The organism is Microcoleus sp. FACHB-68 (assembly GCF_014695715.1).
Classification (GTDB): Bacteria; Cyanobacteriota; Cyanobacteriia; order Cyanobacteriales; family Oscillatoriaceae; genus FACHB-68.
This window is the reverse complement of record NZ_JACJOT010000008.1, coordinates 1,264,940-1,279,499: the sequence shown is the minus strand read 5'-3', so window position 1 is coordinate 1,279,499 and position 14,560 is coordinate 1,264,940. Positions and strand designations below refer to the sequence as shown.

Here is a 14,560-nt window from a genome sequence, read left to right as displayed (position 1 = left end):
ACAGGTTTCGCCGGCAAACCCAAAATCACCAACTTCAAATCCCGTTCACATTGGCACCCGCAAACCCGGCTCATCCAGCCAAACTGTGTATTCATGCGTTTTTAACAGATCCCGCAACAGTTCTCGCGCCGCAGGTACAACCGGCAGTAGTGCAACTGAGCCGGCAGCAAGAGGCGATACACTCATATAAGCGGGCGCTAGAGCTAAAACCAGACTGTGCCGGCGCTTGGAATCAACCGGCAAAACCCTGGAAAAATTGCACCGATATGAAGAGGCAGTGAAATGTTATGAAAAAGCTGTTCAATTCAAACCAGATGACCCAGAAATCTGGAATAATCGCGGCAATGCGATGACGTATTTGCACCGGCAGCCAAAAGTGATCTCCTGCTATGACAAAGCGATTCAACTTAAATCAGATTACTATCAAGCTTGGAGTAACCGGGGGAGTGGGTTTGCCCAAGGGTGCCGGCATGAGGATGCCATCGCCACTGATAACGCCGTCCTGAAACTTAAGCCTGATGCTCCTGAGATTTGGTATAACAAAGCTTGCTGTTATGCATCGCAGGATTATCTTGAGCTGGCTGTTGAAAACCTACAACAGGCGCTCAGCCTTAATCTGGGCGAATATAAAGAAGCTAGCCAAAACTGACTCGAATTTTGATGCAATTCGAGATTGGGAGATTTTCAAGCAGTTAATTGATACATAGGTTACAAGTATCCATGAAGATTAACAATCAAGTTGCTTTCGTACTTTCTACCCTGCTGTTATCTGTGGGAAGTGCTGCGGCTATCGCACAGCCGGCAGCACCACCCGCCAAGCCTCCTGCTGCTAAACCGGCTGCGCCGGCAAAACCCACAACTGCGCCTGCTGCACCGCTTTCGACGCGGGAGAGGCAGGAGTTGCAACAGCGACGAGAAGAAGAGCGAATTCAAAGATATGTCCAGCGAGAAGTTAACCGCACGTTTGGGTTAACAACTTCTATGCTGAATATTTTGCTGTTTCTGTTGATTCTGTTTCCGCTTGCCGGCATTCTCAGCCTGTGGCTGCTGAAACGCAGTTTGGCAAATCAGATTAAATCTGAGGTGAAAGACGAACTCGGTAAGGAAGTCAAAGGAGAGATGGTGCGGCTAATGGGTGCCGGCATCGAAAATAAACGAGAAATTGCTCCGCCGCCGGCACAGCCCGCTATGAGCGGTGAAAATGTGGCTCAATTAAAAGAGTTGATTTCAATGGCAATGGCGACTCAAAATGTTATTTCAGATGCTCGCAACTCCATTGAAGAGTCACTCAACACCCAAGCTAAAACTGGGGATTTACTCAAAGATGTTTTCGACCATTATGTGAAGCAAGGCGATACCCTTTTTCTGGAAGGTCGCTATGACGATGCAATTGAGGTTTACGAAAAGGCAATTCAGGCGAATTCAGAGGATTATGAATCTTGGTGTGGTAAAGGGGTTGCATTAACAAGGGTGGAACGCTACGACGACGCAATTGCGTCATTTAACCAAGCCCTCCGTATCAATTCTGAGTATGCTGATGCTTGGTATGAAAAAGCTCGCTGCTATGCGCTACAGGGCAATATAGATTCGGCCATTGAAAATTTGAGGCAGTCGGTTAACCTCAATCCCGATAAAAGGCAAATCGCTAAAACTGACCCTTCTTTTGATGGAATTCGGGATAATGAGTGGTTTGAAGATTTGATTGCTAGATAGAAGAAATTGCTGAGAAGTTTTAATGCCGGCAACTTTATTAAAAGGCACTGAGGTTAAAAGAAAAGTTTGACCTGAGTGTCTTTTATTTTTTGCTTAAAAATCTACAAATATCACCTGTGAAACAGAGAAACACCCTATATAGACTCAAATCTAAAAATTCGGCTGTCTGCTGATTAAAATTCCAGTTTAATTCCTCAAAACTATTGAGGAGGAGTGCTGAGTGCAGGTGAGTAGAGGGATGAGGCATTTCTTCCCCTTGCCCCATTCCCTACTCTTCATTTTCCTGTACTTATAAATACTTCTGCAGGAGCAATCCCAACTTTTCCTTGGCTGCCGGTGACACCTTATCTAACGGCGTTAAAATCGCATACTTTAACGCTGAATGAGCATCGGATTGCGGCGGATTTTCAGTTAACCGTCGCACAGTTTCTTGAATCACTTTCTGAGCATTTAGGGCATTGCGTTGTAGATTCGCGACCACCATATCTACCGTTACACTGTCATGATCCGAGTGCCAGCAATCGTAATCTGTTGCCAAAGCTAAAGTTGCATAAGCCATTTCTGCTTCACGCGCTAACTTGGCTTCCGGTAAATTCGTCATGCCAATCACTGTGGCACCCCAACTGCGATAAAGATGGGATTCTGCCTTTGTGGAAAATGCCGGCCCTTCCATACAAACATAAGTACCCCCTCGGTGCAGCGTCACATCTGGCAACTCTAAACTTGCCACTGCATCCGCCAGCACTTTCGCCAGCTTGCCGCAGACGGGATCACCAAAAGCAATGTGCGCTACAATGCCATCCCCGAAAAACGTAGAAATCCGGTTCTTGGTGCGATCAATAAACTGATCCGGCAGAACCATATCCAGCGGCTTTACCTCTTCTTTAAGCGATCCAACGGCGGATGCAGAGATTACATACTCAACCCCCAGACTCTTCATTGCGTAGATATTTGCCCGGAACGGCAACTCTGAGGGTAAGAACGTGTGATTCCGACCGTGACGGGCGAGGAAAGCCACTGGCGTTCCTTCTAAGGTTCCCACAATCAAGGCATCGGACGGTGCGCCAAAGGGCGTGTCAACACGAACTTCTTCAACATCTTTGAGCGCGTCCATCTTGTAGAGTCCGCTGCCACCAATAATCCCAATCTTTGCTTGAGCCATGATTTTTCCCTGCTGCCTTGTTATTTCGCCAAGCTATTTTACCGGGAAATGAGAAGGACTGCGGCGAGATGACCGGCTTTGTCAATGATAAGTATCACTTAACCAATTAGGAATTGTCACATTCTTGATATGCCGGCAATCACTTAACATCTTTATGAAATCTTTAAACTTATAAATATTGAGTGATGTTCAACCTTTAGTTCCCAGAAACACAATGCAAGCTCAAGCCACATTACCTAAAATCTCATTAGACAAAATTGTTGAGCGGATTATGGCATTTCGCCAAATCTCCCGCATTGACCAGCGTCTGCTCATGTCGTCACTGCTATCAAAAGATTCATTAAGCGAACAAGATCAAAGCAATATCAACCGGGTATTTGATGCTCTGCAACGGGGATTACTTAAAGTAGTGGATTGAGTTTAAATGCCCATATTCAGTAATATTTCGGATTCATCTTTACAAAGAATTCGGTTTTAGATTAATGGTGCATTCTTGTCGGCTGCTTTTTATCTAGTATCTGCGATGTCACCCGCTTACTTATTCAAAAAATGAAACGCGAACAGAAAATATTGCTGTTCGCGTTTCACTGTTTATACCGCAAAATTACTGACTATTATTAAGGTCGTGAAGTTGGCCACGGAATTGTACGGTCTTGGGCAAGTTGCTTAGAGACAGCTTGTGCGCCATAGACGTTAAGATGGCTGGGATCAGCAAAATAATCATTTTGAACCGGCCACCGACTTGATAAATCACGGAAAATAAATCCCTTTTCGCCGGCAAAGCGCTGCATAAACTGCTGGAATTCCTGCTCACGCCGCAGCCGCAAAGAATCTAAATAATCCTGCGTCAAGGGCAAATTAACCATGACAAGAGGTATCCGTTTCGACTTTACAAAAGCCACAACTGATTGCAGTGCGGCGGCTTGCTGTCCTTGCAGGTTGAAGGAAGCATAATCACCGTCGTATTCACCCGGAACTCGTCGCACGCGCTGATAATACGTCGTAGGATTAAATCGAGTGGACACAGCATTAAAACCACTGCCGATTCGTTCACTTTCAGGGGAGCTCGCCGGTTGTGCTGCCGGCGCTGTGCGGGGTGGTTGTTGTGCCGGTGGCGAAACCGTGCCGGTTCCTCGGCTGGGTATGGTTCGTTGCTGGGAGTAGGCGTCTGCAAGCGCCTGTTCCTGATTCTCGTCCCAGAGTTGTGCTTGATAGCTAGCGCCCAAAATCGGGCGAATTTTGCTGCCGGCAGCGCTGCTTTTAAAAGATTTAAAAGACAATTGTTGTGAGCGACTGCTGCTTTTGCGCCGGATGGTGTAGCCAGGAGACTGGGGCACCTGTTGACGAAAATTGATCGGATCTGGTCGAATAATGCCGCCCCCCGGTGCGCTGCTGGGGCGAGTTGCCGGTATGCTGCTGGGGCGAGTTGGCTGGCTGACATTGGGGCGACTTCCCCCAGATACCCGCTGGTAGCCAGGAGAAGCAATAATCGCATTGTACGTGCGATCCACGCGACCACTGTTAAATGCACGCACCCCATCCGCCCACACAATCATCCGAGGCAACTGCTGTGGGGTTAAAATTTGTCGCAGCAAGACATCCACAACTTGAGCCGTCGCCCCATTAATGCCAAAGTTAAAAACTTTTAGCTTCGCATATCCCTGAGATGCCAAAGCCGTTTGCAAAGCCACCGGATCGACGCCTTGCAGGGCGCGGGAACTGCCCACAATTAAAATATCAGGTGGGCCTGAAGTTGCCACATATTGCTGATAGAGCGCCAGCTGCCGGTCGAGAAGTTCGCTATTAAAGGTTGGATAGGAGCCTGCTGCAGCCGTATAGGTGCCAGAGGCGAAGATGAGTGCGTCACCTCCGCTTTGCTCTATTTGTGAAGATAATGCCGGCTTGTCCCTGCCAAAAGTGATCTGTTCAACTGAGAATAAACCAGGTAAAAGCATTAAACAGAAGGCAAATCTGTTCAAATGGCGCATGGCTAATCGTTGGCGGTTCATGGTTCGTGACTCTCAAGTCATGGAAATTAGCAATTAATACCAAGTTGCGCGATAAATCTGCAAAGTTCCGGCAATTGGAACGATAGGTGGGTACAGAGTTTGCCACAAGGGTAACGCGCCTATCGGGATGAATGCAACTCGGTCTAACCATTAACAATTAGCAATTTCGTAATAACCAAAAACCACTGTAAGTCATTCCAGATTCATCTGGTTGTACTAACAGAAAATGCAGTCCCTGAGTTAATTGCTTGCGTTGTTCATACGCCTTGGCTGCGGCTGCAACTTCTTCATCTTCAAATGTCGCCAAAACCCATCGATCTGCAAGCCCAGCTTCTAAAATTAACCCATCCGGATCACCGGCAATGTAATTCATCGCCACAGGGCGGGCATCTTGCAGCCATCTGGCCAATTTCATGGATTGCCGGCCTCCATCAATAATAACCCCAGGAACCGGCACAGTAGAGGCTAATCCTAAATTAATTGGCAAGAAAGATTCTGGCATTTCCAAAATGGGGATCGCTCTGCCGGCAAAGGCATCGATCAGATCGCCGGCATTTAAAGCAGCAAATCGCCACTGTTCGCCTAACAGATTTTCTGGTAAAGGCACTGGCGGCGGACGATCAATCGCAAGCAGATCCACAGCTTCGCCGGTGTAATTTTTCTCTTCTGGGTAATCTTTAGCTTTGAGTAACAGCCAATCTTTTACATGGTTGCACTGCCGGTTTGCTTCCACCGGCACTCCCAAAAGCTTGCCGGCTGTTTCCAGCAAGCTTAAGGATTGAGGGCGAAATACTTGAATGAGATCGGGTAAATTGCCACCGTTAGCCTGCTTTAAATGCTCAGCTAACCAGCTAGCATTGGCTTCAGCTTGGGGACACATCGCACTGTACCTAAAGCTGCCGGTTGCCTCGCACACCAGCAATTCCCACAACTTTTGTCCTACATCATTTTTAAGGGGACGCTTGTAAAAATCAGCTTGCCAAATACGCATCTTGTTATCCCCAAACTTATTCAAACCCTATAATAATACCGACTAACTGACGGGGATGATAGCAAAGCCGGTTTTCGTATAATATTGGCTCTATTTTAATCGTTACACCCCAATAAAAAAGGCAGGTATAATACCTGCCCTAACTTACCCGGAAATCAAAAAAGAACTACACCGGCAGACTCGCTAAAATCGGTTTAACATCCGCCGCACAACCGGGCGCGTAAACCTGAGTGACATAGTCCGCAATCATTCGATCTGTATTGAACAAAGGAGCATTCGTTTTAATTGACTCCTTCATCATACGAACCCAACCGTGAGGAATTCCATTTGCATCTTGGTCATAGTAAAGCGGAACAATTTCCTCTTCTAATAACCGATACAAAGACTCTGAATCAATGCGATCTTGCAATTCCTGATCGCTGGTATTAGCATCTTCACCAATTGCCCAACCATTAAGTCCTTTGCCATTGGCATCAGCTTTGTAGCCTTCGCACCACCAGCCATCAAGGACGCTGCAATTAATCCCACCATTAAAGCAAACCTTTTCGCCACTGGTGCCAGACGCTTCTAGAGGACGGCGGGGGTTATTTAGCCACACATCAACGCCTTGCACCAATTTTTGGCCGGTGTAGATGTTGTAGTCTTCAATAAATGCCACCCGCGTGAGAATGGATGGGTGCTTGCACCACTCCATCAACCGCTGAATGATCCGCTTGCCTTCTTCGTCGCGGGGATGTGCTTTACCGGCAAACACGATTTGCACTGGACGATTGGCATTGCCAAAAATCCTTAAAGCCCGTTCTGCATCGCGCAGCAGCAAGTGACCCCGCTTATAAGGACTAAAGCGCCGCGCAAACCCAATGGTTAGCACGTTTGCATCTAACAGCTCATCGGCTGCTTGGATGCGGTGGTGGTCTTCGTGGCGATTTTGCCGCGCTGCCTTGACTTTTGAGCGTGTATATGCAACAAGACGTGCTTTAAGGATTTTGTGACGTTCCCACAGTTCCTCGTCGGGAATGGCGTCTACCTTTGCCCACATTTGCGGGTCAAGGAGATGCTCTGCCCAATCTTCGCCCATATATTGAGCGTAGAGGTCGCACAGCAGCGGTGCTGTCCAAGTTGGGGCGTGGACGCCATTGGTGATGTAACCGATGGGGACTTTGTTCTCAGGCCGGTCTGGATAGAGAATATTCCACATCTTGCGGGACACCACACCGTGCAGTTCGCTGACGCCGTTGGCGGTGCGGCACAGGCGCAAGGCTAAGACGGTCATGCCGAAGGGTTCCCAAGGATCGCCGAGACGACGTGCTCCCAAGGCCAAAAACTGTTCGCGGGACAATTTTAAGGTGGGCCAGTAGTGGGCGAAGTAGGAATCCATCAAGTCGGATGAGAAGACATCGTGACCGGCAGGGACGGGGGTGTGGGTGGTAAACACGCAGCGATCCCGCACTGAGGCTTCGATATCGTAGAAGGATTTGCCGGTTTTCTCCATTGTTAACCGGGCAATTTCCAGGGTGCAGAAAGCGGCGTGTCCTTCGTTGAGATGGTAAACCGCCGGCTCTATGTTCAACGCTTCTAATGCCTTGACACCGCCGATCCCCAGCACCACTTCTTGGGCGATGCGGGTTTCTTGGTTGCCGCCATAAAGGTGGCCGGTAAGCCAACGGTCGATGGGATCGTTATCTTGCCGGTCTGTATCTAGCAGGTAAAGAGACACACGCCCCACCTGAGTCCGCCAGATTTGGACTTTGACAGAACGCTGGCGAATTTCAAGTTCTACGGTGATGGGTTGGCCCTGGTCGTTTGTCATCAACTCTAAGGGCATTTCCTCAAAGCGGTTGTCGAGGTAATAATCTTCTTGCCAACCGCCATCGCTGAGCCGCTGGTGGAAGTAACCTTGCCGGTAGAGTAGGCCAACACCAACCAGGGGTACGCCCAGATCCGAGGCAGATTTGAGGTGATCGCCGGCTAAAATTCCTAAGCCGCCAGAATAAATTGGCAAGGATTCATGAATGCCGAATTCAGCACACAGATAGGCGACAGGGTGTTCGCGAGAAATTTGGGGTGCAACGCGACTCGCCCAGGTATTGCGTTCTGACATATAGCGGTCAAACTGCTCGACAAGCGCTTTGACTTGCTTGATGTAGAAAGGATCTTCGGTGAGTTCGGTTAGGCGTTCGCTAGAAGCTGTCTGAAGAATGCCAACTGGGTTGTGGTTACAGCGTTCCCACTCATCAGCACTGATGCGCTGAAATAGGGAAACTCGGTCGGTTGTCCAACTCCACCAATAGTTATAAGCCAGGTCTGCTAATCGCTTGAGGGGAAGGGGTAATTTCTGGGCTAACTTTTCGGCTGGAGTCATAGAACGGTCAGTTGTCATAAAGTAGGTCACTCTCAAAACTCTCCCAGTTCTCTGATGCCGGTGAAGACACGCGCACTCATGCCCCTAATAACTCTTCAGCGTTCCGTACGGCTAGGGGCATTCTCTATGCGTTGTCTTTCAACCTTTATGTCAGGGAACCGTATTCTAGCTTGACAGGATTTTTGAGAGAGGGTGTACTTCTTTACACTCTTTCCACTTTTCTTAACTTCTTAGCTGTCAGTGAGATAGGAAGTGCCGAGCGCTCAGGCCGGCTGTTTGGGGTTTCGGATGAAAAATATTGGCACAAGTTACAGATAAACCTGAAGTGGGTTACGGCACGGGAAGTGGATGATTGGTTTTTCTGCGCTCAGTTATAGCCGGTGCCTAACCCACCCTAATGCTGCAAACTCAAGACTCAGCACTGAAATATTAACCCCGTAACTTGCGAATCAGTTCTCTGATCACATCGGTTTTCGTTCTGCCTTTACTCGTGCAGTAAGATTCTAAACGCTCCAGCTCGGTAGAAGGAAGCCGAATGGTCAGCACTTTATCGGAGGGCGGTTTTGTTCTTGGCATGGCTGTTACAAGCTAATAACACTGTAGTGATTAGGTGTTGAAAATATTGAAATACTTGTACTAATCTTGTGCTAATTCCAATTATAGCTTAGAGATTTGAAATTCGCGGTTGAATTAACCGGAATTTGTGCTAAATGCTGCGCTCGCTCGATGCAAATAGTAGCAATCAGTGCCTTTAAAGTCGCTCACAGAGGGGATGAGAGCGCAATCTAAAGACAGTTTGCTACTAAAAATTATGTTAGCAATTTAATGGGGAAGCATGAAAATTTCACCAACCGGCTCAACTCTGGCGCTCTCTACAATAAGCGACTTGAAAGTTAATACCGGCAACCCCAAAGATGCCTTGCCAATCTAAATTCGAGTGAGACTACCGGCCCATATTTCGCTTCATCCGATCAATCTCATCATCTGTTTCCCAGCGTCTAAAGGCTTCCTCTAAAGAATCAGCGCCGCCAGACATTGTGCGGGTTTGACTTTGATTCCAACCGGCAGTTTGCCAGCTTTGCTCGGCTTTTTGGGTGTTGGTACGCGTTGCTGCGGCTGCTGCCTCGGTTGCTTTCGCACGCACTTCCTGCCGGCGCTGCTGAATCTGCTTGTACAATTCCTTAGATTTCTGAATGCGTTCCTTAACGCCCTGCATTTGACCCCAGAATTGATTTCCTTGCCGCAACAGCGTCGCCTCTCTTTCTTGTGCTGCCTGCGCCAAATCCTGCCGGTTCGATGCTTTCGCTTTTTCGATGCGGCTGTGCCAACGCTGGATGTCTTGAGCGGTGGAGAGAATTTGATCTTGCAGCCCCTTTTCTTTGCGCTGCAAATCAACGATCAGCCGCAGGGTATCTTCTTCTTGCTCCCGCAACTGTTCTTCCAGCGCCTGCAACTCCAGATGGGGATTATTGCGTAAAAACTCTTCCAGTCTAGTTTCTAAAAACCGGCTGAGGTCTTCAAATAGGCCCATCGTCGGAACTCCCAAGATCAGGTATGCCTTTTCATGCTATCTAATTAGCCGGCGGGGCGATTTTAGATTTTAGATTTTAGAAGATATCTAAAACCCAAAATCCAAAATCCAAACGATTTAGAACTTTTGCCCGACATAAATCGAGCGGACTTCACCGTTACGGCGAATCACGGCTTCCTGGTTCGCCACTTCTACCAGTGCCCAGCCACTAGAGCCGATACTCTCCCCGATGTTAACCCGGCGAGCGACGCCGTTGATTTCAAATAGGGCGGCAGAGCGTTCTCCGAGTTCAAGAATGCCAACCAAGGTATGAATGGCTGCCGGATCAAGACTAGGCAGAGTCGTTGCGTTAACGCTAGGTTCAGCACTTGGCTCAAGCGGTGGCGGTGGAGTTTCGCCAGCCGGCGCGGGTATTTCTGGTGGGAGTGTCGGGACTGCCGGTTGAGCTTGAATTTCAGGAAATGCCGTTACGGCTGCGGATGGCGTAACCGTTGGAGTTGGGGCGGCTGTTGGGGATGGGGCAATTGTTGGGGATGCCGTTGCCGCCGGGGAGGGTGCAGCCGTTGGAGATGCCGTTGGGGATGCCGTTGCCGCCGTTGGGGATGGTTTAGCGGTTGGGGATGCCGTTGCCGCCGTTGGGGATGGTTTAGCGGTTGGGGATGCTGCTGCCGCCGTTGGGGATGGTTTAGCGGTTGGAGACTTGGCAGCTGCCGGCTTAGGAGCCGATGGGGTTGCTTTGGCTGTCGGCGGCCTGGGGGCTGCTGGTTTGTTTGGTGCGTTGTTTGCTGTCGGTATGGCCACTTTTTCCAGGGCAGTGGCGAGGCGGTTGAGCGCTTGGGCTAAACTTGTCGCGTCTGACAGATTCAGTGACAGTGGCAACGCCGGCAGGTTGATGGTTGTAGATTGCTGTGTGGGTTGCTGTTGCGGTTGCTGTTGGAGTGCCGGTGCGGTTATGGTTGGTCTGCCGGCTCCAGTTCTCGCTTCTCCGTTCTTTTGAGCGATTTTATCGAGGGAAGACACCACATAGTTAGCAAACTTGGCATCTGATGCGGAGATCGTCGGAGATGGAGCGATCGGCGAGGGTGCCGGTGCCGGCGCTTTTGCAGACATCCGCTGCCACTGTGCGCGACTTGCCAGCCACAAGCCCAACATAATGACGAGGGAGCCACACGCTGCCCCCAGCAGCCATTTGTCAAACCACTGGTTAGACTCTTGCTGTTTGTTGTCCGTTGTAACGACTTTCGCCTCAACGGTTTCCTGAGCATCAGCCCGCTTTTGGAGTTCGGCGGGTGATGTCATCTGCGGCATGACGATTGCCGGCACTGTAATTGGTTTTAAAGATACATATTCCGAGCGGGCCGAATCTGTTGGCAAGTGATTGCCGCCAACTAGAATTCGGTCAACATCCTCGAATAAATCGTCCATTAAGCGATCTGCATAAGACTCAACCGCCACCGTTCCAGGGCTGATTGGTTCTTGCAACTCTTCTGAGGCTATCGTTTTTGTGCTGACATTCTGAGACATAGGTTTTTCGCGTTTACGGCTCCTCAACGCCCCCGACCCACACGCTACGAATCCACGAGTTTACAGGGCACTCCTAAGAATTTAGCAGGAGAATTTGATCAACAGGTGGATTTTAGGCAGTTGATAAAAAAATTATAGGTTAAGAGGAGGGGCGCTAAGCTTGCCCCTCCTACTGTTTGCATAGCGCCCGTGCTAGTTATAAATGCCTGAAAATGAGTCGTAGCCTCAGATTTTGGCAACTTCTTGCTGTGAAGATTGGGAAAAGATTCTACACTTGTCCCACACCGGCTGCGGCAAATTGACGCGAACGCAGCTCCAAATACACCAGCAGCGCATTGACATCGGCAGGATTAACGCCGCCTATACGGCAAGCTTGCCCAATTGTCAAGGGTTTTACCTTGGCAAGTTTCTCCCGCGATTCCTTGGAGAGGGTGTCAATGTTGGCGTAGTCTAAATCTGCCGGCAATTTGCGGTGTTCTTGACGCGCAATTTGGTCAATTTGGTGTTGCTGGCGCTGGATATAGCCAGAGTATTTGATATCAATTTCTGCGCCTTGCTGTTCAGGGGGGTCTAAGTTTGGGTTTGTTAGTCCATAACGATCAAGATCAACGTAATGGATATTCGGACGGCGCAGCAAGTCAGCAAGGGTGATTGAGCCTTTGATCAGTTGCTGCGTATCTGATGCGATCGCTTTGCCAATGTCATCATGCTCTTTAATCCGCGTTGTTTCCAGCCGTTGCTTTTCAGCGGCAATATTTTGCTGTTTGCGGGTGAATAAGGAATACCGGCGATCATCAATTAAACCGATTTCTCGTCCAAGCGGGGTCAAACGTTGATCGGCATTATCTGAACGCAACAGCAGCCGGTATTCAGATCGAGACGTGAGCATTCGGTAAGGTTCGCGCAAGTCTTTGGTACAGAGATCGTCAACTAAGGTGCCGATGTAACTTTGCTCACGCGGGAAAATAATCATTTCTTGGTTTTTCACCAATCGCGCGGCATTGATCCCTGCAACGATTCCCTGCGCCGCAGCTTCTTCATAGCCGGTTGTGCCGTTAACTTGGCCGGCACAAAATAACCCTTCTATTTTCTTCGTCATCAGGGTTGGGTAACACTGGGTTGCCGGCAGATAATCGTACTCAACGGCATAAGCGGGACGTAGCATCACGCACTTTTCCATACCGGGAAGCGAGCGCAGCAGTTGCACTTGCAGTTGTTCTGGCAAGCCGGTGGAAAATCCCTGAATATACAATTCTGGAATATCTCGACCTTCGGGTTCAATAAAGATTTGGTGGCTTTCCTTATCGGCAAAGCGCACAATTTTATCTTCAATGCTGGGACAATAACGCGGCCCTTTTGCATCCACCCAACCGCCATAAACAGGTGATAAATGCAGGTTTTCCCGAATCAGCCGGTGCGTTTCTGCGGTTGTGCGGGTGAGGTAACAATTCATCTGTTCCCGTTCCACCCAAGCTTCTGGATCGAAGCTGAACCAGGAGACTTTTTCATCACCCGGTTGCGCTTCCATGACGCTGTAATCTACAGAACGCTTATCAACCCGTGCAGGGGTTCCTGTCTTTAACCGGCCTGTTTCAAAGCCAAGTTTATTCAGGGTTTCAGTTAAACCTGTGGCTGCAAATTCTCCGGCGCGTCCTGCCGGCATCGATTTATTCCCCACCCAGATAATGCCGCCGAGGAAGGTGCCGGTTGTTAGGACAACTGCTTTACATTCAAAGGCGACACCGAAGTAAGTTTCAACGCCAATAATTTCATCATTTGCGCCGAGTACCAAGTCAGTTGCCATGCCTTCGCGGATGGTCAAGTTTTCTTGGTTCTCAACAATATTTTTCATCACGGCAGCGTATTCGCGCTTATCGGTTTGGGCGCGTAATGCCCAAACTGCCGGCCCTCTTGAGGCGTTGAGGATGCGCTTTTGCAGGTAAGTGCGGTCGGCGATTTTGCCGATCTCGCCACCCAGTGCGTCTACTTCGTGCGTGAGTTGAGATTTTGCCGGCCCTCCCACTGCGGGGTTACAGGGTTGCCAAGCAATTTTATCTAAATTAAGGGTCAGCAGCAGGGTGCGACAGCCCAGACGTGCGCTAGCGAGTGCCGCTTCACATCCTGAGTGGCCGGCACCGACTACCACAACATCAAAGGCATCTTGGAATTCTACAGGTGTGTGTGCGGTCATAGTAAGCGATTGAGTGGCAAAGACTCATATTAAATAGTTTAACGGCTAAACTGGGAGCGGCGGTATTGCGTTTTCGTGATGCCGGTTCAAAATATCCAAAATTACTCTATTATGATGAGATGCGATCAGCACTTAAGCTAACACCTCAACAACGCCGTTAAATTTTTCGGTGTAGATAAATTTCGGCAAACTGAGGAAGAATTGATAGAAGACGTGGCACGGCTCTCACTCCTTTCAAGGGTGATTCTTGGATATTTAGTAGTCGCTCAATTCCAACTTAATCATTCAACCAAGAAAATGAAGATAAAATCTTTACTAAAATCTCTTCTGAAAAAAGTTGTTTCACCTGTCGAAGTAAATCAGAATTTAACAAATCTCGTATGCAATACAGATTTGGCATTAACGCGCCTTGCAAATTTAGGCTTTAAACCCAACCATATTTTTGATATTGGGGCTTATCAAGGGGATTTTGCTAAATCTTGCATCGACTTATGGCCTGACACAAAGGTAGCTTGTTTTGAAGTCATTCCTCACAAAGTTAGTGAGCTAAAAAAATTAGCATCTTCTAAATCGTCGATTCAAGTATTTTCAACATTATTAGGTGCAAATTGTCATGATGAATTTCCATTTTATCAACTAGAATCTGATGCTGAAACCGCTTCTAGTGTTCTCAACACACAACTTGCCTTTAAGTCACCTCCTCAATATTATCCGATGTCTACAGTAGACGAGATTGTTAAGAATCACTTTGCTGGACACAGCCCAGATTTGCTAAAAATTGATGTGCAAGGTTATGAACTTGAGGTGCTTAAAGGGACAGAAAACACTTTAAATCAAATTCAAGTAATTTTGGCAGAGATTAATCTATTAGATATTTATAAAGATGCTCCTTTGTTGGCTGAACTGATTGCGTGGCTGGATGCCCGGAACTGGGTAACGTATGATATCTGTAGTTTTTGGCGTCGTCCACTCGATCAAGCGTTGTGGCAATCAGATTTTATCTTTGTGCAGCGTGACAGTTTTCTGCGGGCTAATAAGAACTACTCTCTGCTTGAGTGACAAAAGTGGTAGAGCCTG

Annotated in this window: 13 protein-coding genes; 4 read left to right on the top strand and 9 right to left on the bottom strand. The window is 48.5% G+C overall.

Translation table 11 applies throughout. The annotated features are described in order from the left end of the window. Positions 1 to 45: 45 nt before the first annotated feature. Positions 46 to 186, bottom strand: a complete 141-nt coding sequence (locus H6F73_RS14005) for a hypothetical protein (protein WP_190759321.1) — start codon at positions 184 to 186, stop codon at positions 46 to 48. A gap of 40 nt (positions 187 to 226) precedes the next feature. Here H6F73_RS14005 and H6F73_RS14000 point away from each other — a divergent pair, with 40 nt between their 5' ends. Continuing rightward, entirely contained in the window at positions 227 to 649 is a 423-nt protein-coding gene (locus tag H6F73_RS14000; RefSeq protein ID WP_190759320.1) for a tetratricopeptide repeat protein, read from the top strand. Between the two features lie 71 nt (positions 650 to 720). Further along, positions 721 to 1,713, top strand: a complete 993-nt coding sequence (locus H6F73_RS13995; protein WP_190759319.1) for a tetratricopeptide repeat protein — start codon at positions 721 to 723, stop codon at positions 1,711 to 1,713. A 289-nt stretch (positions 1,714 to 2,002) separates the two neighbouring features. Here H6F73_RS13995 and H6F73_RS13990 read toward each other — a convergent pair whose 3' ends face one another. Then, on the bottom strand, positions 2,003 to 2,875 hold the full coding sequence (locus H6F73_RS13990; RefSeq protein WP_147682409.1) for an S-methyl-5'-thioadenosine phosphorylase: 873 nt from the start codon (positions 2,873 to 2,875) through the stop codon (positions 2,003 to 2,005). A 214-nt stretch (positions 2,876 to 3,089) separates the two neighbouring features. Here H6F73_RS13990 and H6F73_RS13985 point away from each other — a divergent pair, with 214 nt between their 5' ends. Beyond that, entirely contained in the window at positions 3,090 to 3,293 is a 204-nt protein-coding gene (locus H6F73_RS13985; protein WP_190759318.1) for a hypothetical protein, read from the top strand. A 199-nt stretch (positions 3,294 to 3,492) separates the two neighbouring features. Here the strand turns inward: H6F73_RS13985 and H6F73_RS13980 are convergent, their stop codons facing one another. From H6F73_RS13980 to mnmG, 7 genes are all read right to left on the bottom strand, one after another. Then, positions 3,493 to 4,884, bottom strand: coding sequence for a hypothetical protein (locus tag H6F73_RS13980; RefSeq protein WP_190759317.1), 1,392 nt, complete (start codon positions 4,882 to 4,884; stop codon positions 3,493 to 3,495). 157 nt (positions 4,885 to 5,041) lie between these two features. Further along, positions 5,042 to 5,875, bottom strand: a complete 834-nt coding sequence (locus H6F73_RS13975; RefSeq protein WP_190759316.1) for a Tab2/Atab2 family RNA-binding protein — start codon at positions 5,873 to 5,875, stop codon at positions 5,042 to 5,044. A gap of 166 nt (positions 5,876 to 6,041) precedes the next feature. Next, positions 6,042 to 8,255 (bottom strand): alpha-glucan family phosphorylase, encoded by a 2,214-nt coding sequence (glgP, locus tag H6F73_RS13970; protein WP_190759315.1) that lies wholly within the window; start codon positions 8,253 to 8,255, stop codon positions 6,042 to 6,044. 411 nt (positions 8,256 to 8,666) lie between these two features. Beyond that, positions 8,667 to 8,813: a ribbon-helix-helix protein, CopG family gene (locus tag H6F73_RS13965; protein WP_190665880.1), complete on the bottom strand. Its 147-nt coding sequence runs from the start codon at positions 8,811 to 8,813 to the stop codon at positions 8,667 to 8,669. Between the two features lie 367 nt (positions 8,814 to 9,180). Beyond that, on the bottom strand, positions 9,181 to 9,768 hold the full coding sequence (locus H6F73_RS13960; protein WP_190759314.1) for a TIGR04376 family protein: 588 nt from the start codon (positions 9,766 to 9,768) through the stop codon (positions 9,181 to 9,183). 117 nt (positions 9,769 to 9,885) lie between these two features. Beyond that, positions 9,886 to 11,292: a hypothetical protein gene (locus H6F73_RS13955; RefSeq protein WP_190759313.1), complete on the bottom strand. Its 1,407-nt coding sequence runs from the start codon at positions 11,290 to 11,292 to the stop codon at positions 9,886 to 9,888. A 268-nt stretch (positions 11,293 to 11,560) separates the two neighbouring features. Further along, the gene (gene mnmG, locus H6F73_RS13950; protein WP_190759312.1) at positions 11,561 to 13,483 is read right to left on the bottom strand and encodes a tRNA uridine-5-carboxymethylaminomethyl(34) synthesis enzyme MnmG; all 1,923 of its coding nucleotides are present in this window, start codon (positions 13,481 to 13,483) and stop codon (positions 11,561 to 11,563) included. A 201-nt stretch (positions 13,484 to 13,684) separates the two neighbouring features. Between mnmG and H6F73_RS13945 the strand changes: the two genes are divergently transcribed. After that, positions 13,685 to 14,542 (top strand): FkbM family methyltransferase, encoded by an 858-nt coding sequence (locus H6F73_RS13945; RefSeq protein WP_190759311.1) that lies wholly within the window; start codon positions 13,685 to 13,687, stop codon positions 14,540 to 14,542. The last annotated feature ends 18 nt before the right edge of the window (positions 14,543 to 14,560 follow it).

Coding starts and splice junctions, on each gene's coding strand:
- H6F73_RS14005 (WP_190759321.1), bottom strand. CDS start 186: ATGAGTGTATCGCCTCTTGCTGCCGGCTCAGTTGCACTACTGCCGGTT.
- H6F73_RS13995 (WP_190759319.1), top strand. CDS start 721: ATGAAGATTAACAATCAAGTTGCTTTCGTACTTTCTACCCTGCTGTTA.
- H6F73_RS13990 (WP_147682409.1), bottom strand. CDS start 2,875: ATGGCTCAAGCAAAGATTGGGATTATTGGTGGCAGCGGACTCTACAAG.
- H6F73_RS13985 (WP_190759318.1), top strand. CDS start 3,090: ATGCAAGCTCAAGCCACATTACCTAAAATCTCATTAGACAAAATTGTT.
- H6F73_RS13980 (WP_190759317.1), bottom strand. CDS start 4,884: ATGAACCGCCAACGATTAGCCATGCGCCATTTGAACAGATTTGCCTTC.
- H6F73_RS13975 (WP_190759316.1), bottom strand. CDS start 5,875: ATGCGTATTTGGCAAGCTGATTTTTACAAGCGTCCCCTTAAAAATGAT.
- glgP (WP_190759315.1), bottom strand. CDS start 8,255: ATGACAACTGACCGTTCTATGACTCCAGCCGAAAAGTTAGCCCAGAAA.
- H6F73_RS13965 (WP_190665880.1), bottom strand. CDS start 8,813: ATGCCAAGAACAAAACCGCCCTCCGATAAAGTGCTGACCATTCGGCTT.
- H6F73_RS13960 (WP_190759314.1), bottom strand. CDS start 9,768: ATGGGCCTATTTGAAGACCTCAGCCGGTTTTTAGAAACTAGACTGGAA.
- H6F73_RS13955 (WP_190759313.1), bottom strand. CDS start 11,292: ATGTCTCAGAATGTCAGCACAAAAACGATAGCCTCAGAAGAGTTGCAA.
- mnmG (WP_190759312.1), bottom strand. CDS start 13,483: ATGACCGCACACACACCTGTAGAATTCCAAGATGCCTTTGATGTTGTG.